Below are 20519 nucleotides of genomic sequence, written 5' to 3' on the forward strand. Positions count from 1 at the left end.
AAAGGGCGCAATGCATCGAGCACGCGATGCAATCCGCCGTTACGGTGCGAGTAGTGCCCCGTAACGGGCAATTGCCCTCATGGTGATTTGTCGCTGGAGCGACGGTATCTTCGCGCCCTTGGGAAATCGCCGTATCGCCAGCAGGGACCAGAGCTTCACATCGAGCCTGCATCGGTCATCCAGCAATGACAACGTCTCCTGATCGAGTTCCTTGTCGAGCCGGATGCGCAGATTTTCCGGCACACGTGCAGTCGAATTAAGATGCATCATTGGCAGCTCGGTCTTGAACCAATGACTCAAATTTTGATGAAAATATGGGTTCTCGATAATATCGCTGTAAGCAATTGAGTCGAGTCGACTCAGTGCGTTTCTCAGTAATCTGGAGTCCTGATCCGGGGAGATGAACGAATCATTCCCGATACGTTCGTCCGGCCACAATAGCATGCGAGTGGCCAGATTATCGGTTTGACACGCAATGCGTGGATCCGTCAGGAATTCTTTCAGGGTGCCGCGCGAGAGTTTGATGCAATCTTGCCAACTTCCCCAACGCACAAGATATTCGTCCGACATACATCGCCAGTACACCCAATGAGACAAGAGGCGGGATAACGGCTCGCGAAGGAAAGTCAGTAGTTGGGCGCGCGGGTATCGATTCCTCAAAGTGCTGTAAGAGAAATGACCCATGATCAGCTTCGATTCGGGCATCTTGCTTTCATCAAGATGGATTGTCTGCGCAACCTCATCATCGAACTCCGAGAGTCGATCAAATGTGCCGAGCAGTAGTCGATCGATTCCTCGAACTTCGTCGTTGATTTTCAAGGATTGCGATATGCCGGTGATGACTGATGTGCCCGCCGTTTTCGGGACGTGCATGATCGCAAGCGGCTTTTCGTGGTTACGCGGTTCGTTTTTAAATCTGGGAGTAATGAAATAGTCGAACACGATCTAATTGGAGATGATCTATCAATAATCGCCTTGGGCAGACGATTTCTTCACGATGACTTGCGACAAGTAGAAGGCCGGCGGGGAATGCGTGCGGCTATGTCGGGATGTCAGTTTATCGGTAAAAAAAGGCGGCTGCCACAATACCGGCGTCGAAGGCGGCCCATCGTCGGGATGTCCGGCGGCCTCAAGCAGCTCAATTTCTACGTTGCACGGTCGTTTGCCTGTTCCGCCGCTCAAGGGACGGGCTTTTCGGGGCATGCCGGACGTCGCGTTCGACTCCGATCCGAACAGCGGCGAAGCAGTCGCCGTGGGCGGACAACTCGAGATAGTGGGCGGGACGAGTCTGTCCGCACCGCTATTTGCTGCGACCTGGGCGCGCGTGTTGTCCAGTGCCTGCGCGACGAATCTCGATTTTGCGGCGCCCACGCTCAGGTCACGACGCCATCGGTCTTTCGCGATATCACGTACGGGGCGAACGGCGCGTACAGGGCAGATTCGGGATGGGACTTCGTGACCGGCTGGGGCACACCGAACGTCAGCATGCTGTATTCGTCGGTATGCAATTCGGCCCGTGCCGTCTATAGCGCAGGAATCAACGAAGGGACGACGCTAAAGCCACTAGTGATACGGTCCGTCGGCATCGACGCGCCATGCGAGCCGACAACGCGCCGGCTACCCGCACCCCTCAATACCCCCCCTTCCCCTTCCTCACCACCATCCACCGCGGCGCCCTGAACCTGACGATGCTGAGATAAAGCCACACATAAGTCAGCGCGAACACCACAACAAAAACGAACAGATGCACGGTATGCCGCCAGAACAGCGTCGCCGGAATCACCGCGACGAGGCACAGCAGCCACAGATAAGGTGAAGTCAGCGAATTCCGCCGCGTCAGATCGTGCGCATGCTTCGTCCCCACGGCCCACCGCATCAGCCGCTTGTACACGAGCATATGCAGATGCACGCCGTCCGGAATCCCCGGCGACATCCCGCGGATGAACTTCTTCCGGTAGATCGAGAAGCAGGTCTCGAAGATCGGATACATGAACAGCAGCACCGGATACCACGCGGACACCTCGCGGTTGCGCATCACGAGCATGATCGCGAGCTCCGCGAGCATGAAGCCGATGAAATACGCGCCGCCGTCGCCGAGAAAGATCAGCCCGGCCGGGAAATTCCACAGGAAGAAGCCGAGCACGGCGCCCATCATGATGATCGACGCGGACATCACGACCGGGTCGTTGACGTGGAACGCGACATACGCGAGCGACGCGAACATCATGAAGCTGACCATCGACGCGAGCCCGTTGAAGCCGTCGATGATGTTGATCGCGTTCGCGAGCGCCGCGACCGCCAGCACGGTGATGAACGCCGAGATGGCCACGTAGCCGAGCAGGAAATCGAGCGGCGGCACGCTGATGCGCTTGACCGCGATACCGAGCAGCCAGAACGCCAGCGCGGCCGCGCCCATCGTGCACAGCAGCCGCGCGCGGGGCGACACGCGCTTGGTCAGGTCCTCGACGAGGCCGGACAGGAACGCCGGCAGCCCGCAGGCGACGATCCCGAGAATGCTGCCGGCGATCGTCGGGTAGCGTCGCGACACGACAAGCGCGGCAATCACGACCCCGGCGAGGATCCCGATGCCCCCCACTCGCGGCACGGGCCGCACGTGGAATTTCTGCACGCCGGCCAGGTCGCTGTCGATCGAGAATTTCTCGTGAAGGTGCGCGTAGCGCACGATGAACAGCGTGACGAGCAAGGAGACGATGAAGCCGGACGCGAAGCTGAGCATGGGATCGCTCGAAAAATGGACAGCGGATTATACAAAACCGCGCGGGTTCCCCTCCTGCCATCGCCAGTGGTCGGCGCACATTTCCTCGATGCCGAGCGTCGCACGCCAGCCGATGATGTCGGCCGCGGCCTGCGGGTTCGCATAGCACTCGGCGATGTCGCCCGGGCGGCGCGCGACGAGTTCGTACGGCACCGGGCGGCCCGACGCCTTCTCGAACGCACGTACGACTTCCAGCACGCTGTAGCCCTGGCCGGTGCCGAGGTTCACGACGAAGCTCGCGTCGCGCGTGGCCAGCGCATCGAGCGCGGCGATGTGCCCCTTCGCGAGATCGACGACGTGGATGTAGTCGCGCACACCGGTGCCGTCCGGCGTCGGGTAGTCGGAGCCGAACACGCGCAGCTTTTCCAGCTTGCCGACCGCGACCTGCGCGACGTACGGCATCAGGTTGTTCGGGATGCCGGCCGGATCCTCGCCGATTAGCCCGCTCGCGTGCGCGCCGACCGGGTTGAAGTAGCGCAGCGTGGCGATCCGCCACGACGGGTCCGAGACTTCGAGATCGCGCAGGATCTGCTCGGCGATCAGCTTCGACTGGCCGTACGGGTTCGTCGCGGACAGCGGGAACGATTCGTCGATCGGCGAGCGCTCGGGCACGCCGTACACGGTCGCCGACGAGCTGAACACGAACTGCCGGACGTTGCGCTCGCGCATGACCTTGAGCACGGCGAGCAGGCCGCCGATGTTGTTCTGGTAGTACTCGAGCGGCTTCGCGACCGATTCGCCGACGGCCTTGAGCGCCGCGAAATGAATCGTGCCGGTGATCGGGTGCGCGTCGAACACCTTCGCGAGCGCGGCTTCGTCGCATACGTCGACCTGGTGGAACGCGGGCGTCTTGCCCGTGATCCGCTCGATGCGCCGCACCGATTCAGCCTTGCTGTTCACGAGGTTGTCGACGATCACGACGTCGTAGCCGTTGTCGAGCAGCTCGACGGTCGTATGCGAGCCGATATAGCCCGCGCCGCCAGTGACGAGGATGGTGCCTTTAGCGGTCATTGCTGTTGCGCTCCTTCAGAGGGTGATACCGGTTAACGAATGGATGGTACGCCTGTAGCGTTCGACGACCTGCTGTTCGTCGAATTCCGCCGCGACCTTGTGTCGGCCGCGTGCGCCCATCGCCGCGCGGCCTTGCGGCCCGAGCGCGATCATGCGAATCAATTGTTCCGCGAGGCTTCCGCTGTCGCGCACGCGGCACAGGAACCCCGTTTCGCCGTCGGCGACGACGTCGCGGCAGCCCGGCACGTCGGTCGCGACGATCGGTCGACCCATCGCCGATGCCTCCATCAAGGTGCGCGGCACGCCTTCGCGGTACGACGGCAGCACGACGCAGTCGGCCGCCGCGATGTGCGGACGCACGTCGTGCGCTTCGCCGAGATACTCGACGATGCCTTCGCCGACCCACGCGTCGACGTCCGCGCGACCGATCGCGCTTGGATTGTCGACGCCGAGCGGCCCGAGCAACTGGAAGCGCACGTTCGGAAAGCGCTCGCGCACGACACGCGCGGCTTCCACGTATTCACGCACGCCCTTGTCCCACAGCAGCCGGCCGATCAGGATGAAGACGGGCGCGTCGCCGCCCGGCAGCGGCACGGGCGAGAACTGGTCGAGATCGACGCCTTCGCCGTGCAGCAGCCGCGCGCGCTCGGGATGCGCGAGCAAGCGCTCGTCGGTGAAAGTCGCGAGATCGTCGCGGTTCAGGAACCACACCTCGCGCGGAAAGCGGAACGCGAACCGGTACAGGCGCTTCGCGATGCTCGCCGCGCGGCTCTTCTGGATGAACACGTAGCCGAGGCCCGTCGTCACCGCGATCGACGGCACGCGCGCGAGCCACGCGGCCACCGAGCCGTAGATGTTCGGCTTGATCGTGTAATGGAACACGAGGTCGGGCCGCAGCGCGCGGTAGTGGCGCGCGAGCGCGGCGAGCGTGCCGAGATCCTCGCGCGGGCTCGTGCCTTTCGATGCGACCGCGAGCGCGACGTAACGGCAGCCCATCTGTTCGAGCAACGGCACCGTGCGGTCGTGCGGCGCGATCACGATGACCTCGGCGCCGCGCGCGACGAGCGCACGGATCAGCCCGTGGCGATACGTATGGATCGCCCAGGCCGTGTTGCAGACGAGCGCGATGCGCAGCGGAGAGGTGGCGGACATGAAAAAAAGAAAAAATAAAGCGTCGAAATTGCCGAACGGGCCGGATGCGCGTCAGGCGGACGGCCGCGCGGCGAACAGCGTCTGCTTGATGCGCTGCAGCGTACGGTACGGCGTCACGAAGTGCAGCAGGTTCTTGGCGAGGCCGGCCCAGTCGTACGGGTTCAGCGCGTTGAAGTGGCGCAGCAGCAGCGTGAGCGTCGACACCAGTTGGCGCCGGCGCTTGGTCGCGCTGATCCCGCCCTCGTTGAGCTCGTAGTACAGGCCGAGTTCCGGCAGGTTCGCGCAATCGTAGCGTTGCATTAACCGTAAAAAAAGATCGAGATCCTCGGCCGCGCGGTACTTGGCCCGATAGTTGCCCACTTCGCGCACGGCGTTGATGCGCAACATGACCGACGGATGCACGAGCGGCGAGCGCAGGAAGCGCGTGCGGCGCAGCGTGCGCGGATCGGTGGGCGGCGTGAGCATGAAGCGCGGCTCGCCCGCGCGCGACACGACCTGCGTCCACATGCCGACGCAGGCGACGCGCGGGTGGGCGCCGAGATACGCGCGCTCTTTCGCGAGGCGCCGCGGCGCGGCGAGATCGCCCGCGTCGATGCGGGCCGCGTAGCGGAAGCCGCGCGCGGCGAGCGCGTCGATGCCGGCCGCCAGCGCGCGTTCGATGCCGCCGTTTTGCGGCATGCGCAGCACGTCGATCGCGAGGCCCGGCAGGTCGGGCGCGACGATCGGCGGCGTGCTGCCGTCGTCGACGATCAGCACGTGCACGCGCGCATCCTCGCGAAACGACGCGAGGGTCCGGACGACGTCGTCGTGCCCGTTGTAGGCCGGCATCAGCACGGCCACGTCGTCGAGCGGGGGCGGGCGATCAGGGGGCGTCATGTTCGCAGCTTGAAACGGATGTAATAAAAGTTGACGGCGGCAGCAGCCAGGTAGCCGGCCGCCAGCCCGACGAGCGCGCCGTACAGGCCGAGCCGCGGGATCGCGAACAGGTTCACGAGCGCGGCGATCGCCAGCGCGAGCAGCCATTTCGTGAGCAACACGAATTTTGCTTGATATTTGAGAACGATAAGATTGCCTATCGCCTCGATGCCGGCCGGCACGGACAGCCACACGGCCCAGCGAAAGATGTCGACCGACGCCTCGTAGCCGCGGCCGAACACCTTGCCGACGATCAGCGGGGCGGCGGCGTCGAGCACGAGCGCGCCGGCCGTCATCAGGCCGGCCGTCATCGCGATCAGCCGGACGATGTTGCGGCGCAGCCGCGCGACGTCCTGCACGCGGTAGACGAAGGCGGGCGCGATGGTCTGCGCGAGCATCAGCGCGAGCGTGATCCAGTTCTCGTTGAGCTGCTGCGCGGCCGAGTAGCGGCCGAGATCGGCGAACGACACATGGCGCTCGAGCATCAGGCGGTCGAGCTTCAGGAACAGATACATGCAGATGAGGCCGAGCCAGAACACGGTGCCGGCCGTCGCAAAGTGCCGGAACAGCGGCCTGTCGAACGTCCAGCCGAGCGCGCCGCCGTTACGATGCCGGTAGTACAGCAGCAGCGCGAGGCCGATCGCGGCGGCTTCCAGCGCCCACAGCCACGCGAAGCGGGCGGGGCCGGCGGCCGCGCGCACCAGCAGCCACACGAGCAGAGCCTTGGCGAGCGCGGTGACCATGCTGGCGACGAGCTGCGGCTTGCTGTAGGTCATGCTCTGCAGCCACGCGTTGATCACGCCGACGAACGGCTCGCGGAACACCATCGTGACCGCGAGGCCCGCGAGCATCGCGCCGACCAGCGGGTCGAAGGCGCCCGCGGCGATCGCGATCCAGGTCGCGGCGAGCGCGGCGACCGACACGGCGATGCGCAGCACGAACGCGCTGCCGAGCACCGCGCCGAGCTGGGCGGGCGGGCGCTGGACGATGGTCGGGACGAGGATTTCCGCGCCGCACACCCAGGTGAGCGGCGCCAGTACCAGGAGCAGCGTATTCGCATACTGCCATTTGCCGAACACATCTGGCCCGAAATAACGGGCCAGCAGGCCGCTGATCGCGATCGCGACGCCGATCTGTGTAAGCCGTTCGAGCCCCAGCCAGACGAGGTTCGCGACGGCTTTCGCGACGTCCGGGTTGCCGAAGCGCTTCAGCATGCGCGGCAGCGGCGGCGCGCGGGCAGGGCGGCCGGAAGCGGCGGGTGGGCGGCGGCGGGACGGCCAGGCATTAAAATGGGCGATATGCGCGTCATCGAAACCCGCGATTATAAGTGGGATCGCGACCGCGCCAGCCGTTCCATTCCTTGTTTTGCGGGGCCGCATGTATCATGCGCGGCACCGGCGAGAGGCGGCCAGCCAAGCCAGACAATTTTCCATGCACGCAACTGAGAGAGAAGAGAATCGATGATCTCCCAATCCATCTTCAAGGCATATGACATCCGTGGCGTGGTCGGCAAGACGCTCGACGTCGACACGGCGCGCGGGATCGGCCGCGCATTCGGCAGCGAAGTGCGTGCGCAGGGCGGCGATGCGGTCGTCGTCGCGCGCGACGGCCGCCTGTCCGGGCCGGAACTCGTCGGCGCGCTGGCCGACGGCCTGCGTGCTGCGGGTGTCGACGTCGTCGACGTCGGCATGGTGCCCACGCCGGTCGGCTATTTCGCGGCGAACGTGCCGCTCGCGCTGAAGGGCGGCGAGCGCCGCGTCGATTCGTGCATCGTCGTCACGGGCAGCCACAACCCGCCCGACTACAACGGTTTCAAGATGGTGCTGCGCGGCGCCGCGATCTACGGCGAGCAGATCCAGGCGCTGTACCGCCGCATCGTCGACGAGCGGTTCGAGACGGGCAGCGGCACGTATGAGGAAATCGACGTCGCCGATCAATACATCGCGCGCATCGTCGGCGACGTGAAGCTCGCGCGGCCGCTGAAGCTGGTCGTCGACGCCGGCAACGGCGTCGCGGGCCCGCTCGCGACGCGCCTGTTCAAGGCGCTCGGCTGCGAACTCGTCGAGCGCTTCACCGACATCGACGGCACGTTCCCGAACCACCATCCCGATCCCGCCCATCCGGAAAACCTGCAGGACGTGATCCAGGCGCTGAAGGACACCGACGCCGAGCTCGGCTTCGCGTTCGACGGCGACGGCGACCGCCTGGGCGTCGTCACGAAGGACGGCCAGATCATCTATCCGGACCGCCAGCTGATGCTGTTCGCGGAAGAAGTGCTGTCGCGCAACCCGGGCGCCCAGATCATCTACGACGTGAAGTGCACGCGCCACCTCGCGCAGTGGGTGAAGTCGAAGGGCGGCGAGCCGCTGATGTGGAAGACGGGCCACTCGCTGGTCAAGGCGAAGCTGCGCGAGACGGGCGCGCCGCTCGCCGGCGAAATGAGCGGCCACGTGTTCTTCAAGGATCGCTGGTACGGCTTCGACGACGGTCTGTACACCGGCGCGCGCCTGCTCGAGATTCTCGCGAAGACGGCCGATCCGAGCGCGCTGCTCAACAGCCTGCCGGACGCGATGAGCACGCCCGAACTGCAGCTCTGGCTCGACGAAGGCGAGAATTTCCGCCTGATCGACAAGCTGCAGAAAGAGGCGAAGTTCGAGGGCGCCGAGGAAGTCGTGACGATCGACGGCCTGCGTGTCGAATACCCGGACGGCTTCGGCCTCGCGCGTTCGTCGAACACGACGCCGGTCGTCGTGATGCGTTTCGAAGCCGAGACGCAGGAAGGGCTCAAGCGTATCCAGGAAGACTTCCGCCGCGTGCTGACGGCCGCGAAGCCGGACGTCAAGCTGCCGTTCTGAGCGCCGGCGGCCGGCGGGCCGCCCGTACGACGGCCGTTCATCGGCCGTGTTCATCCCGAAAAGCGGCGCGCGCCCCGGGCGCGCGGCCGCTTTTTGCCTGTCCGGTCGTCCGGCCGCGATAAAATCCCCCCTTTATGTCCGTCGCCGGCTGCCAGCCGGCGTTTTTTCAGCGTGCAAAAGATCCTGATCGTGCGCGTGTCGTCGCTGGGCGACGTCGTGCACAACATGCCGGTGATCGCCGATATCCGGCGCCGCCACCCCGATGCGCAGATCGACTGGCTCGTCGAGGAAAGCTTCGTCGACCTCGTGCGGCTCGTCGACGGCGTGCGCAACGTGCTGCCGTTCTCGCTGCGCCGCTGGCGCAAGAGGCCGTTCTCGGGCGCGACGTGGCGCGAGATCCGTGCGTTCCGCCGGCGCCTCGCGGCCGAGCAGTACGACCTCGTGATCGACTGCCAGGGCCTCATCAAGACGGCATGGGTCGCGAGCTGGGCGCGCGGCCCGCTCGTCGGGCTCGGCAACCGCACCGACGGCGCCGGCTACGAATGGCCGGTGCGCTTCTTTTACCGCAAGCGCGTGCCGATCGCGCCGCGCACGCACGTGGTCGAGCGCTCGCGGCAGCTCGTCGCGGCCGCGCTGGACGATCCGGCGCCGACGCCGGCCGATCCGGTCGAATTCGGCCTCGACACGCGCGCGGCGGCGCTCGCGGTGGCCGCGCTCGGCCTGAACCTGCCGGTGCCGTACGTCGTGTTCGTCCACGCGACGTCGCGCGCCGACAAGCAGTGGCCGGACGCCGCATGGATCGAGCTCGGCCAGGCGCTGGTGCGGCGCGGCGCGTCGCTCGTGCTGCCGTGGGGCAACGACGCGGAACGCGCGACCAGCGAGCGGCTCGCGAAGGAATTCGGCGCGGCGGCGATCGTGCCGCCGAAGCTGTCGCTGCCGGCCGTGGTCGGGCTGATCGACGGCGCGGCCGCGACGGTCGGGGTTGATACAGGTCTGGTTCACATCGCGGCCGCGCTGAAGCGTCCGACGGTCGAACTGTACAATTTCGCGACGGCCTGGCGGACCGGCGGCTACTGGTCGCCGAACGTCGTCAATCTCGGCACGGCGGGGCAGCCCCCGTCGATCGCGCAGGTGAAGTCGGCGCTCGCGGGCTTCGGTCTCCTGTAATGCTGTCCACACGCGAACCGATCATGAGCGAATCCCAGATCATCGAAGTCCCGTCCGCCGACTGGAGCGGACACAACCTGTCGGCGCCGCGCGAGCAGTTGCTCGCCGCGGTCGAGGAAGGCAAGGTGCTGTATTTCCCGCACCTGCGCTTCGCGATCGAAGGCGGCGAGGAAGCGCTGCTCGATCCGGCGCTCGCCGATCCGAAACGCAAGAACATCAGCCTCGCGCCGAATGGCGGCGCGCTCGCCGGCGTGCTCGGCGACAGCGTCACGCAGTCGGCCGTGCGCGCGCTGGTCGCGCGCTTCCAGCAGCAGGCCGGCACGCTCGTCGACGGCCTCTTTCCCGAATATCGCGGCAAGCTGCGCGTCGCGCCGACGAGCCTGCGGCTGATGCAGGTCGAAACGCGCCAGACGTCGTGGCGCAAGGACGACAGCCGGCTGCACGTCGATGCGTTCCCGTCGCGGCCGAACTACGGCGAGCGCATCCTGCGCGTGTTCACGAACGTGAACCCGGCCGGCACGCCGCGCGTGTGGCGCGTCGGCGAGCCGTTCGAGGACGTCGCGAAGCGTTTCCTGCCGAAGATCCGGCCGCAGTTGCCGGGCTCGGCGTGGCTGCTGAACCTGCTGCACGTGACGAAATCGCCGCGCAGCGCATACGACCACCTGATGCTGAACCTGCACGACGGGATGAAGGCCGATCTCGACTACCAGAAGACGTGCCCACAGCAAACGATGCCGTTTCCGCCGGGCAGCGTGTGGATATGTTTCTCCGATCAGACTTCGCACGCTGTGATGTCCGGCCAGTTCATGCTCGAGCAGACCTTCTTCCTGCCGGTCGATGCGATGGTGCGCCGCGAGTGCGCGCCGCTCGGCATTCTCGAACGCCTGACGGGCAGGGCGCTGGTTTGAGCGCGCCCCTGTTTCGACGCAACGCCCGGGCGGCCGCATGCTGAGGGCGATCTATCGTGCGCTGTGGTGGCTCGTCGCGCCGGCCGCGGTCATCCGGCTTTATGTGCGTTCGCGCAAGGAGCGCGGTTATCGCGAGCATATCGGCGAGCGCTTCGGCCAGGTCGCGGGCCGCTCGCCGGACGACCGCGCGCCGCTGATCTGGGTGCATGCGGTGTCGGTCGGCGAAACGCGCGCCGCGCAGCCGCTGATCGATGCGCTGATGCGCGCGCGCCCCGATGCGCGCATCCTGCTCACGCACATGACGCCGAGCGGCCGCGCGACGGGCGAACAGATCTTCGGCGATCGCGTGCTGCGCTGCTACCTGCCGTACGACATGCCGGGCGCGGTGCGGCGCTTCCTGCGCGCATGGCGGCCGACGCTCGGCCTCGTGATGGAAACCGAGGTGTGGCCGACGCTGATCGACGAGTGCCGCCGCGCGGACGTGCCGCTCGTGCTGACCAATGCGCGGATGTCCGCGCGCTCGTTCCGGCGCGCGGCGAAGTTCGGCGCGGCCACGCGCGACGTGTTCGGCGGCTTCTCGCGCGTGCTCGCGCAGAGCCCGGCCGATGCGGAGCGGCTGACGTCGCTCGGCGCCCGCAACGTGACCGTGCTCGGCAACCTGAAGTTCGACATGACGACGCCGCCGGAGCTCGCGGCACGCGGCCATGCGTGGCGCGACGCGATCGGCGCGCGGCCGGTGTGGGTCGCGGCCAGCACGCGCGAGAACGAGGAAGCGCTGGTGCTGCAGGCGTTCGCGGAAATGCGCACGCCCGGCGCGTTGCTGGTGCTCGTGCCGCGTCATCCGCAGCGCTTCGCCGAAGTCGAGGCGCTCGTCGTGCGCAGCGGGCTCAAGTGCGTGCGGCGCTCCGTCTGGGCGGCCGATGCGGCCGCGCTCGCGGCCGGCCGGCCGGCCGCCGAACCGCTGCCGGACGATGTGACGGTGCTGCTTGGCGATTCGATGGGCGAGCTCGGCGCGTACTACGCGGCGGCCGACATCGCGTTCATCGGCGGCAGCTTGCTGCCGCTCGGCGGGCAGAACCTGATCGAGGCGTGCGCGGTCGGCGTGCCGGTGCTGATCGGGCCGCACGTGTTCAACTTCACGCAGGCGACCGCCGATGCGGTCGCGGCCGGTGCGGCGATGCAGGTCGCGGATCCGCTCGACCTCGCGCACGTGCTCGACGCGCTGTTCGCCGACAAGGCGCGGCGCATCGCGATGGGCGCGGCCGGCGCGGCGTTCGCGGCGCGTCACCGCGGCGCGACCGCGCGCACGGTCGACGTGCTCGCCGCGCTGCTGCCGCCTGTCGAAGCCGAGACGCGTGCGCTGCCGGGCGCCGCTTCCGAAGACGAATAGACGACGGGCGGCGCAAGGCCGCCCCCGAACGCATGGCGGCGACATGAGCCGCCGCCACGCCGCTCAAACCGTCAGCAAGCCCTTCTTCTCGATGAACGCGATCACGTCCGCGACGCCGTCGAGCGCCTTCAGGTTCGTCATCACGTAAGGCCGCTCGCCGCGCATTTTCTTCGTGTCGGACGCCATCACGTCGAGGTTCGCGCCGACCAGCGGCGCGAGGTCGGTCTTGTTGATCACGAGCAGGTCGGACTTCGTGATGCCGGGGCCGCCCTTGCGCGGAATCTTCTCGCCGCCGGCCACGTCGATCACGTAGATCGTCAGGTCCGACAGCTCGGGGCTGAAGGTCGCCGCGAGATTGTCGCCGCCGGACTCGATGAACACGATGTCGGCATCGGGAAAGCGCGCGAGCATCCGGTCGACCGCCTCGAGGTTGATCGACGCATCCTCGCGGATCGCCGTGTGCGGGCAGCCGCCCGTCTCGACACCCATGATGCGTTCCTCGGGCAGCGCGCCGGCGACCGTCAGCAGCCGCTGGTCTTCCTTCGTATAGATGTCGTTCGTGATCGCGACGAGGTCGTACTTGTCGCGCATCGCCTTGCACAGCATTTCGAGCAGCGTGGTCTTGCCGGAGCCGACGGGGCCGCCGATGCCGACGCGCAGCGGCGGCAGTTTCTTCGTGCGGCGGGCGGAGGAGGGAGCAGGTGCGTTCATGGTCGGGCGAAGAGGTTCAGGAGCGGAACAACCGCGAGTACTGGGTTTCGTGCCGCGCGGACAGGATGCCGAGCTGCGGCGCGAACGTGTTGACGGCGTCGGGCGGCGTCGCGAGCGCGCGGCGCACGGCCGCGTCGATCGCGCCGCGCAGCGCGACGATGATGCGTTGCCCGGCGAGCTGGCCGAGCGGCACGGCCTTCAGCGCGGCGGACGTCTGGTTCTCGACCCAGCCGAATGCATACGCGGCGAGCGTCGCGTCGGCGCTCGCGTCGTGTGTGGCGGCCGCGTACGCGAACGCGGTCGGCAGCGCGATCGGCGCGATCGATGCGAGCGCCGCGCGGCGTGCGGCGTCGCCCCATTCGAGCGATGCGCACAGCTGCGCGAGCGACCAGCCCATCTGTTCGGTTTCGCGGCGCAGTTCGGCCGATTCCCGGCTCGCGACGAACCATGCGTTTTCGGCGGCGAGCGCGTGCGTGTCGTGCGCCTGCCAGCGGGCGAGCTGGTGCGCGAGGAACGGCAATTCGCCGTGCGCGAGCACGTCGGTCAGGCCGCTCGCGATCCAGTCGCGCGCGGAATCGGCGTCGCGGATCAGGTTCGCGTCGAGCGCGGCTTCGAGGCCCTGCGAATAGCTGTACGCGCCGATCGGTAGTGCGGGCGACGCGAGGTGCAGCAGCGCGACGAGTTCAGTGGTGGTCATGACCGTGGTGGCCGTGCGTGCAGCCGGGACCATGCTGATGGCCGTGATCGTGATCGTGATCGTGCGAATGCGAATGCCCGTGGTGTTCGCCGAACACCTGCTGCGCGAGCGCGTAATCCTCGGCGAACGTCGCGTCGTGTCCGTGCTTGTGGCCGCCGCCGTACGCGCCGGCTTCCGGCTGGAATGGTGCGTGCGTTTCCTCGACCTGCGTGCCGAGCCGGCGCAGCATGTCCGCGAGCACCGGATCGGCCTCGAGCTTCAGGTAGCCGTCGCCGATCTCGACCGGTGTGTGACGGTTGCCGAGATGGTAGGCGGCGCGCATCAGCGTAAGTGGATCGGTTGCGCGCACGAGCAGCACCGTTTCAGGCGCCGCAGTGATACGAACGAGCGCGCCGTCGTCGGCGACGAGCACGTCGCCGTCGCGCAGCACGGTGCCGCGCGGCAGCAGGACCGCGACGTCCTCGCCGGTGTCGAGCGTCGCCGCGAGGCGGCTCTTGCAGCGGGCGTCATAGGCGAGCGTGAGCGTCGGCGCGCGCGCGACGAGCGACGCGGCGAGTTTCACGTTCGGGGCAATGCGTTTGTCGAGGGTGCGCATGAAACTGGGGATTCCGAATCAGAACAGGAAATAGCGCTGCGCCATCGGCAGCACCGTCGCCGGTTCGCAGGTGAGCAACTGGCCGTCGGCGATCACGTCGTAGGTTTCCGGATCGACGCTGATCGACGGGCGCCATGCGTTGTGGATCATGTCGGCTTTCGTCACGTTGCGGCAGTTGTGCACCGGCACGATCCGCTTCGCGAGGCCGTAGCGCTCCGCGATGCCCGCGTCGGCCGCCATCTGCGACACGAAGGTCAGCGACGTGCGCGCGAGCGCGCCGCCGCGCGTCGCGAACATCTCGCGATAATGAACCGGCTGCGGCGTCGGGATCGACGCGTTCGGGTCGCCCATCTGCGCGAGCGCGATCATCCCGCCCTTCAGGATCATCGACGGCTTGATCCCGAAGAACGCCGGTTCCCACAGCACGAGGTCGGCCCACTTGCCGGGCTCGATCGAGCCGACTTCATGTGCGATCCCGTGCGTGAGCGCGGGGTTGATCGTGTACTTCGCGACGTAGCGCTTCGCGCGGAAGTTGTCGTTGCGCGCGGTGTCCTCCGGCAGCGCGCCGCGCTGCACCTTCATCTTGTGCGCGGTCTGCCAGGTGCGGATGATCACTTCGCCGACGCGACCCATCGCCTGCGAATCGGACGACAGCATCGACAGCGCGCCGAGATCGTGCAGGATGTCCTCGGCCGCGATCGTCTCGCGGCGAATGCGCGATTCGGCGAACGCGAGATCCTCGGCGATCGACGGATCGAGGTGATGGCACACCATCAGCATGTCGAGATGCTCGTCGAGCGTGTTGATCGTGTACGGGCGCGTCGGATTGGTCGACGACGGCAGCACGTTCATCTCGCCGCACACCTTCAGGATGTCGGGCGCATGGCCGCCGCCCGCGCCTTCGGTGTGGTACGTGTGGATCGTGCGGCCCTTGAACGCGGCGACCGTCGATTCGACGAAGCCGGCTTCGTTCAGCGTGTCGGTGTGGATCGCGACCTGTGTGTCGGTGTCGTCGGCCACCGACAGGCAGTTGTCGATCGCGGCGGGCGTCGTGCCCCAGTCCTCGTGCAGCTTCAGGCCGATCGCGCCGGCCGCGATCTGCTCGACGAGTGGCTGCGGCAGGCTCGCATTGCCCTTGCCGAGAAAGCCGAGGTTGATCGGCCAGCCGTCGGCCGCCTGCAGCATCCGCTCCATGTGCCACGGGCCCGGCGTGCAGGTCGTCGCGTTGGTGCCGGTGGCCGGCCCCGTGCCGCCGCCGAGCATCGTCGTGACGCCCGACGCGAGCGCTTCGTCGATCTGCTGCGGGCTGATGAAGTGGATGTGCGTGTCGATGCCGCCCGCCGTCACGATCAGCCCTTCGCCGGCGATCACTTCGGTGGCCGCGCCGATCGCGATCGTCACGCCCGGCTGGATGTCGGGGTTGCCGGCCTTGCCGATCGCGGCGATGCGGCCGTGCTTGATCGCGATGTCGGCCTTCACGATGCCCCAGTGATCGAGGATCACCGCGTTCGTGATGACGGTATCGGGCACGTCGGCGGCCACGCGCTGCGACTGGCCCATCCCGTCGCGGATCACTTTCCCGCCGCCGAATTTCACTTCCTCGCCGTAGGTCGTGAAGTCGCGTTCGATCTCGATCAGCAGTTCGGTATCGGCGAGCCGGACGCGGTCGCCCGTCGTCGGCCCGAACATTTCCGCGTACGCGCGGCGGCTCAAGCGTAGTGTCATGTTGCTGTTCCTGAAGAGCGGGGCGCGGCTTACAGCGGCCCCATCACCTTGCCCTGAAAACCGTAGACGGCGCGCTCGCCCGCGAGGGCGACGAGCTCGACGGTGCGCGTCTGGCCCGGCTCGAAGCGCACGGCCGTGCCGGCCGCGATGTTGAGCCGGAAGCCGCGCGCGGCCGTGCGGTCGAACGACAGTGCATCGTTGACTTCGAAGAAGTGGTAGTGCGAGCCGACCTGCACCGGGCGGTCGCCGGTGTTCGCGACAGCGAGCGTCAGCGTCGCACGGCCCGCGTTCAGTTCGTGTTCGCCGTCGTCGGTGAGAATTTCGCCGGGGATCATGCGCGGTACCACCTTGGTCACGGAATCGGATGATGGACGGTCACGAGCTTCGTGCCGTCGGGGAAGGTCGCTTCGACCTGGATGTCGGGAATCATTTCCGGCACGCCGTCCATCACGTCGTCGCGCGTGAGCAGCGTCGTGCCGTAGTGCATCACTTCGGCCACCGTCTTGCCATCGCGCGCGGCTTCCATCAGCGCCGCGGTGATGAAGGCGACCGCCTCCGGATAGTTGAGCTTCAGGCCGCGCGCACGGCGGCGTTCGGCGAGCAGCGCCGCCGTGAAGATCAGCAGCTTGTCCTTTTCGCGGGGAGTCAGTTTCATGAAGGCAGGCGTTCAGGAAAACGTAATTTTTATCGGTGCGCGCGCGATCGGGCAGGCGCGCGGACCATCGTAGCACCGCGCTGTTTGGCGTGCGTCGTGTATCGCTTATGTAAGCAGCAAGGGGCGTGCCATGTGCATCGGGCGCGCCGTCATGCTCTTTCGTGGTGCGCGATGCTTGAAGAGTGTGCGCCGTGTGTCGCGGCATTGCGCCGAAACGGTGCGCGATGCGCGCGCGTTCAGGTTTGCCAGAGACGCAGCGGCCGCGCGTCGATGCCGTGCACGATCGGCCGCAACTGCAGCCAGCAGTCGGTGAAGTGGCGCTGCAGCGCTTCCATCGACGTCGCCAGCGCGCGCACCAGCACGACGCCGGGCGTTACGCAAGTGGCGCCCGCGCGCAGCGTATCGTCGAACGGCATCCCGGCGGCGAGCGTTTCGGCGAGCGCGGCGTCGCACGCGGCGCCGGCCGCCCACAGCGTGCCGTAGGCGGGAAAGCCGGCGAGGCCCTGCGGCGCGCCGCGCAGCGGGTCGCGTGCATCGAGCAGCGCGCGCTCGGTCCACAGCGGCCGGCCGTCGGCATCGACGAGCGCCGACGTCGACGCGATGCGTCCTGCCGACCAGGTTTCGCCGGCCGCCTGCCGGCCGAGCTGCGTCGCGTCCCAGCCGATCGCGCTCGCGCCTGCGCCGAGCGTCACCGTGAAGTCGAGCGCGGCGTGCGCCGCGTCAAAGAACAGGTTGTTCTGCGGCAGCCAGTCGAGCTTCGCGTGGGCGCCGACCGCGATGCCGATGCGCTGCGTCGCATCGAGGCCGTTGGACTTGTACCACTTGGTCGCGCCGGGCGTCGTCAGCACCGCGTGCGTGCCGTCGCCGAGCGCGATGTCGATGTCGAGCCGGTCGCCGCCCGCGACGCCGCCTGGTGGGTGCACGATCACCGCATGGCAGATCGCGTCGCCTTCCGGGTACAGCGGCCGCTGCACGCGCAGCGGGCCGTCGTGCAGCCGGTGCGCGAGCGTCGTGCGCGCACCGTGCCGCTCGAAGCCGAGTTCGAGACGGCCGCGCCACGACTTGGCGACGGCGGGGCGGGACAGCGGGGCGTGGGAGTCGGGGGCGGACATCTATTGGACGTGGAGAGGCTAAGACTTTCACTGAAATGCTCGGTTTCAGCGAGCGTTGAAGAAGACCATTTTAATGAAATTCTTGTCGCCTCTCGGCATTCGTCCAAGCCGTCACTACACCGCGATCAATTCCCGCACCCCATTCGTCTCCATATCCCGCGCGTCACCACCCGCGACGATCTCGCCGCGGCTCATCACCCAGTAATGGTCCGCGATCGAGCGCGCGAAATCGTAATACTGTTCGACGAGCAGCACGGTCATCCTCGATTCGTCGACGAGCTGGCGCAGCGTGCGCCCGATGTCCTGGATGATCGACGGCTGGATGCCTTCGGTCGGCTCGTCGAGGATCAGCAATTGCGGCTCGCTCATCAGCGCGCGGCCGATCGCGAGCTGCTGCTGCTGGCCGCCCGACAGGTCGCCGCCGCGCCGTGCGCGCATGTCCTTCAGCACCGGAAACAGTTCGTAGATACGATCGGGCACTTTCGACGGCGCCTTGCGGCTCGCCGCGCCGACGAGCAGGTTTTCCTCGACGGTGAGCCGCGGAAAGATGTCGCGGCCCTGCGGCACGTAAGCGAGCCCGGCCGCCACACGCGCATACGGCGGCAACGCGCCGAGCGCGGCGCCGCGCCACGACACGCTGCCGCTTTTCGCGGCGACGACGCCCATCAGGCAGCGCAGCAGCGTGCTCTTGCCGACGCCGTTGCGGCCAAGCAGCACGGTGAGCTTGCCGTCGTCGGCGACGAGGTTCACGTTGCGCAGGATATGGCTGCCGCCGTAGTACTGGTTCAGCGCTTCGATTTTCAGCATCGCATCATCGTCCGAGGTAAGACTCGATCACCGCTTCGTCGCGCTTGACCTGGTCGAGCGTGCCGTGCGCGAGCACCGCGCCTTCGGCCATCACCGTCACGCGCCCCGTGTCGCCCGCGAGCGCCGCGACGAATTCCATGTCGTGCTCGACGACCATCATCGAGCAGGTGCCGCGCAGCGTGTTCAGCAGCTCGGCGAGCTCCATCGTCTCGTGGTCGGTCATCCCGGCCGCCGGCTCGTCGAGCAGCAGCAGCGCGGGACGCTGCATCAGCAGCATGCCAATTTCGAGCCGCTGCTTCTGCCCGTGCGACAGTTCGCCGGCCGCGCGATACGCATCGCTTTCGAGGCCGATCAGCGCGAGCGTCTCCTCGATCTTCGCCTGCGCGGTGCGGTCGAGCCGCGCGCGCAGCGACGCGAGCCAGCCCTTGTCGGTCTGCATCGCGAGTTCGAGGTTTTCCCACACCGGGTGCTGTTCGAACACGGTCGGCTTCTGGAACTTGCGGCCGATCCCCGCGCGCGCGATCTCGGGTTCGTTCAACCGCGCGAGGTCGATCGTCTGGCCGAGAAACACCTTGCCTGCGTCGGGCCGCGTCTTGCCGGTGATCACGTCCATCATCGTCGTCTTGCCCGCGCCATTCGGGCCGATCACGCAGCGCAGCTCGCCCGCGTCGATCGCGAGCGACAGCTTCTTCAGCGCGCGAAAACCGTCGAAGCTCACCTCGATATCCTCGAGATAGAGGATCGTGCCGTGCGACGTGTCGATGCCGGGCGGCACGACGCGCCCCATCGACGCGCTGCCGCTGACGGCGAGCAGCTCGTCTTCGGGCGGCGGCGTGAACTGATAGAGAGCCGTGCCGTTCATGCGCGTTTCCCCTTCGCGAGCAGCGTGTCGACGAGGCCCATGATCCCGCGCGGCAGCAAGAGCGGCACGAGCACGAAGATCAGGCCGAGAAAGAACAGCCAGTATTCGGCGAAGTACGCGGTGAAGAAACTCTTCGCGCCGTTCACCGCGAACGCGCCGACGATCGGCCCGATCAGCGTGCCGCGCCCACCGACCGCGACCCAGATCGCCATTTCGATCGAGTTGCCGGGCGACATCTCGCCGGGATTGATGATGCCGACCTGCGGCACGTACAAGGCGCCTGCGATGCCGCACAGCACGGCCGATAGCGTCCACACGAACAGTTTGTACGCGAGTGGGCTGTAGCCGAGGAACATCAGCCGCGTCTCGCCGTCGCGCACCGCGGTCACCACGCGCCCGAGCTTGCTCGTGACGACCGCACGCGCGACGATGAACGCGAGCACGAGCGTCGCGAAGGTCAGCAGCAACAGCACGGTGCGCGTGCCCGGCGACGTGATCGCGAAGCCGGCGATGCGCTTGAAGTCGGTGAAGCCGTTGTTGCCGCCGAAGCCCGTCTCGTTGCGAAAGAACAGCAGCATCGCGGCGAACGTCAGCGCCTGCGTGATGATCGACAGGTACACGCCTTTCACGCGCGAGCGGAACGTGAAGAAGCCGAACACCCATGCGAGCACGGCCGGCACGAGCACGACCAGCGCGAGCGCCCACGCCAGATGCTGCGTGCCGCTCCAGTACCACGGCAACTGATGCCAGTCGAGAAACACCATGAAGTCGGGCAGGTCGCTGCCGTACTTGCCGTCGCGGCCGATCTCGCGCATCAGGTACATGCCGATCGCATAGCCGCCCAGCGCGAAGAACAATCCATGGCCGAGGCTCAGGATCCCGCAGTAGCCCCATACGAGATCGAGCGCGAGCGCGGCGATCGCGTAGCACATCAGCTTGCCGGCGAGCGTCATCGCGTACGCGGACAGATGGAACGCGCTGGCTTCCGGCGCGACGAGCGCGGCGAGCGGCACGCCGATGCCGATCGCCACGCACAGCGCGACGAGCGCGAGCCATGCGCGGCGCGACAGCAGCGCGGGGCGGGGCGGCAGGCCGAGCGCGAAGCCGTCCGCGCGCGTGCCGGCGGCGGGCTTCGGCGTATCGGCGACCGGGTTCGATATCGAATCGGTGAATGAAGTCAC

Annotated in this window: 20 protein-coding genes; 4 read left to right on the forward strand and 16 right to left on the reverse strand. The window is 67.2% G+C overall.

The window, feature by feature from the left end; genetic code table 11:
• Positions 1-39: 39 nt before the first annotated feature.
• The 6 genes from CFB35_RS34115 to CFB35_RS04090 form a co-directional block, all read right to left on the reverse strand.
• Entirely contained in the window at positions 40-942 is a 903-nt protein-coding gene (locus CFB35_RS34115; protein ID WP_143328693.1) for a sulfotransferase family 2 domain-containing protein, read from the reverse strand.
• 688 nt (positions 943-1630) lie between these two features.
• On the reverse strand, positions 1631-2737 hold the full coding sequence (locus CFB35_RS04070) for a glycosyltransferase (protein WP_059574189.1): 1107 nt from the start codon (positions 2735-2737) through the stop codon (positions 1631-1633).
• A gap of 27 nt (positions 2738-2764) precedes the next feature.
• Positions 2765-3787, reverse strand: coding sequence for a UDP-glucose 4-epimerase GalE (galE, locus tag CFB35_RS04075; protein ID WP_059574188.1), 1023 nt, complete (start codon positions 3785-3787; stop codon positions 2765-2767).
• Positions 3788-3802: 15 nt separating this feature from the next.
• Positions 3803-4939, reverse strand: coding sequence for a glycosyltransferase family 4 protein (locus CFB35_RS04080; protein WP_059574187.1), 1137 nt, complete (start codon positions 4937-4939; stop codon positions 3803-3805).
• A 51-nt stretch (positions 4940-4990) separates the two neighbouring features.
• On the reverse strand, positions 4991-5815 hold the full coding sequence (locus tag CFB35_RS04085; protein WP_059574186.1) for a glycosyltransferase: 825 nt from the start codon (positions 5813-5815) through the stop codon (positions 4991-4993).
• The gene (locus CFB35_RS04090; protein ID WP_059574185.1) at positions 5812-7068 is read right to left on the reverse strand and encodes a lipopolysaccharide biosynthesis protein; all 1257 of its coding nucleotides are present in this window, start codon (positions 7066-7068) and stop codon (positions 5812-5814) included. The genes CFB35_RS04085 and CFB35_RS04090 overlap by 4 nt, the downstream gene beginning before the upstream one ends.
• A gap of 246 nt (positions 7069-7314) precedes the next feature.
• Here CFB35_RS04090 and CFB35_RS04100 point away from each other — a divergent pair, with 246 nt between their 5' ends.
• The 4 genes from CFB35_RS04100 to waaA all read left to right on the forward strand — a co-directional run bounded on the left by CFB35_RS04100 (position 7315) and on the right by waaA (position 12174).
• Positions 7315-8709: a phosphomannomutase/phosphoglucomutase gene (locus CFB35_RS04100; protein WP_059574184.1), complete on the forward strand. Its 1395-nt coding sequence runs from the start codon at positions 7315-7317 to the stop codon at positions 8707-8709.
• A gap of 171 nt (positions 8710-8880) precedes the next feature.
• Positions 8881-9876, forward strand: a complete 996-nt coding sequence (gene waaC, locus CFB35_RS04105; RefSeq protein ID WP_059574183.1) for a lipopolysaccharide heptosyltransferase I — start codon at positions 8881-8883, stop codon at positions 9874-9876.
• Between the two features lie 23 nt (positions 9877-9899).
• Positions 9900-10784 (forward strand): Kdo hydroxylase family protein, encoded by an 885-nt coding sequence (locus tag CFB35_RS04110; protein ID WP_059574331.1) that lies wholly within the window; start codon positions 9900-9902, stop codon positions 10782-10784.
• A gap of 37 nt (positions 10785-10821) precedes the next feature.
• Entirely contained in the window at positions 10822-12174 is a 1353-nt protein-coding gene (gene waaA / locus CFB35_RS04115; protein WP_059574182.1) for a lipid IV(A) 3-deoxy-D-manno-octulosonic acid transferase, read from the forward strand.
• Positions 12175-12237: 63 nt separating this feature from the next.
• On the opposite strand, the gene ureG is transcribed toward waaA, so the two are convergent.
• The 10 genes from ureG to urtC all read right to left on the reverse strand — a co-directional run bounded on the left by ureG (position 12238) and on the right by urtC (position 20519).
• A complete protein-coding gene (gene ureG, locus CFB35_RS04120) occupies positions 12238-12885 on the reverse strand; it encodes an urease accessory protein UreG (protein WP_059574181.1) in 648 nt (215 codons plus the stop codon).
• 16 nt (positions 12886-12901) lie between these two features.
• Positions 12902-13582, reverse strand: coding sequence for an urease accessory protein UreF (locus CFB35_RS04125; protein ID WP_059574180.1), 681 nt, complete (start codon positions 13580-13582; stop codon positions 12902-12904).
• Positions 13569-14177 (reverse strand): urease accessory protein UreE, encoded by a 609-nt coding sequence (gene ureE, locus CFB35_RS04130; RefSeq protein ID WP_089464597.1) that lies wholly within the window; start codon positions 14175-14177, stop codon positions 13569-13571. The genes CFB35_RS04125 and ureE overlap by 14 nt, the downstream gene beginning before the upstream one ends.
• Positions 14178-14195: 18 nt before the next feature.
• Complete coding sequence (ureC, locus tag CFB35_RS04135; protein WP_059574178.1) at positions 14196-15902, reverse strand: urease subunit alpha; 1707 nt, start codon at positions 15900-15902, stop codon at positions 14196-14198.
• Between the two features lie 29 nt (positions 15903-15931).
• A complete protein-coding gene (locus tag CFB35_RS04140; RefSeq protein WP_059574177.1) occupies positions 15932-16237 on the reverse strand; it encodes an urease subunit beta in 306 nt (101 codons plus the stop codon).
• 17 nt (positions 16238-16254) lie between these two features.
• Complete coding sequence (gene ureA, locus CFB35_RS04145) at positions 16255-16557, reverse strand: urease subunit gamma (protein WP_006406310.1); 303 nt, start codon at positions 16555-16557, stop codon at positions 16255-16257.
• 236 nt (positions 16558-16793) lie between these two features.
• Positions 16794-17669: an urease accessory protein UreD gene (locus CFB35_RS04150; RefSeq protein WP_059574176.1), complete on the reverse strand. Its 876-nt coding sequence runs from the start codon at positions 17667-17669 to the stop codon at positions 16794-16796.
• Positions 17670-17783: 114 nt separating this feature from the next.
• Positions 17784-18476: an urea ABC transporter ATP-binding subunit UrtE gene (gene urtE / locus CFB35_RS04155; RefSeq protein WP_059574175.1), complete on the reverse strand. Its 693-nt coding sequence runs from the start codon at positions 18474-18476 to the stop codon at positions 17784-17786.
• A gap of 4 nt (positions 18477-18480) precedes the next feature.
• Complete coding sequence (urtD, locus tag CFB35_RS04160; protein WP_059574174.1) at positions 18481-19338, reverse strand: urea ABC transporter ATP-binding protein UrtD; 858 nt, start codon at positions 19336-19338, stop codon at positions 18481-18483.
• On the reverse strand, positions 19335-20519 hold the full coding sequence (gene urtC, locus CFB35_RS04165; protein WP_059574173.1) for an urea ABC transporter permease subunit UrtC: 1185 nt from the start codon (positions 20517-20519) through the stop codon (positions 19335-19337). The genes urtD and urtC overlap by 4 nt, the downstream gene beginning before the upstream one ends.

It is taken from the genome of Burkholderia sp. AU16482 (assembly GCF_002223285.1).
In the GTDB taxonomy this organism is placed as follows: Bacteria; Pseudomonadota; Gammaproteobacteria; order Burkholderiales; family Burkholderiaceae; genus Burkholderia; species Burkholderia semiarida.

Excerpts from the sequence above, each read along its gene's own strand:
- CFB35_RS04070 (WP_059574189.1), bottom strand. The coding sequence starts at position 2,737 with ATGCTCAGCTTCGCGTCCGGCTTCATCGTCTCCTTGCTCGTCACGCTG.
- galE (WP_059574188.1), bottom strand. The coding sequence starts at position 3,787 with ATGACCGCTAAAGGCACCATCCTCGTCACTGGCGGCGCGGGCTATATC.
- CFB35_RS04080 (WP_059574187.1), bottom strand. The coding sequence starts at position 4,939 with ATGTCCGCCACCTCTCCGCTGCGCATCGCGCTCGTCTGCAACACGGCC.
- CFB35_RS04085 (WP_059574186.1), bottom strand. The coding sequence starts at position 5,815 with ATGACGCCCCCTGATCGCCCGCCCCCGCTCGACGACGTGGCCGTGCTG.
- CFB35_RS04090 (WP_059574185.1), bottom strand. The coding sequence starts at position 7,068 with ATGCTGAAGCGCTTCGGCAACCCGGACGTCGCGAAAGCCGTCGCGAAC.
- CFB35_RS04100 (WP_059574184.1), top strand. The coding sequence starts at position 7,315 with ATGATCTCCCAATCCATCTTCAAGGCATATGACATCCGTGGCGTGGTC.
- CFB35_RS04110 (WP_059574331.1), top strand. The coding sequence starts at position 9,900 with ATGAGCGAATCCCAGATCATCGAAGTCCCGTCCGCCGACTGGAGCGGA.
- waaA (WP_059574182.1), top strand. The coding sequence starts at position 10,822 with ATGCTGAGGGCGATCTATCGTGCGCTGTGGTGGCTCGTCGCGCCGGCC.
- ureG (WP_059574181.1), bottom strand. The coding sequence starts at position 12,885 with ATGAACGCACCTGCTCCCTCCTCCGCCCGCCGCACGAAGAAACTGCCG.
- CFB35_RS04125 (WP_059574180.1), bottom strand. The coding sequence starts at position 13,582 with ATGACCACCACTGAACTCGTCGCGCTGCTGCACCTCGCGTCGCCCGCA.
- ureE (WP_089464597.1), bottom strand. The coding sequence starts at position 14,177 with ATGCGCACCCTCGACAAACGCATTGCCCCGAACGTGAAACTCGCCGCG.
- ureC (WP_059574178.1), bottom strand. The coding sequence starts at position 15,902 with ATGACACTACGCTTGAGCCGCCGCGCGTACGCGGAAATGTTCGGGCCG.
- CFB35_RS04140 (WP_059574177.1), bottom strand. The coding sequence starts at position 16,237 with ATGATCCCCGGCGAAATTCTCACCGACGACGGCGAACACGAACTGAAC.
- ureA (WP_006406310.1), bottom strand. The coding sequence starts at position 16,557 with ATGAAACTGACTCCCCGCGAAAAGGACAAGCTGCTGATCTTCACGGCG.
- CFB35_RS04150 (WP_059574176.1), bottom strand. The coding sequence starts at position 17,669 with ATGTCCGCCCCCGACTCCCACGCCCCGCTGTCCCGCCCCGCCGTCGCC.
- urtE (WP_059574175.1), bottom strand. The coding sequence starts at position 18,476 with ATGCTGAAAATCGAAGCGCTGAACCAGTACTACGGCGGCAGCCATATC.
- urtD (WP_059574174.1), bottom strand. The coding sequence starts at position 19,338 with ATGAACGGCACGGCTCTCTATCAGTTCACGCCGCCGCCCGAAGACGAG.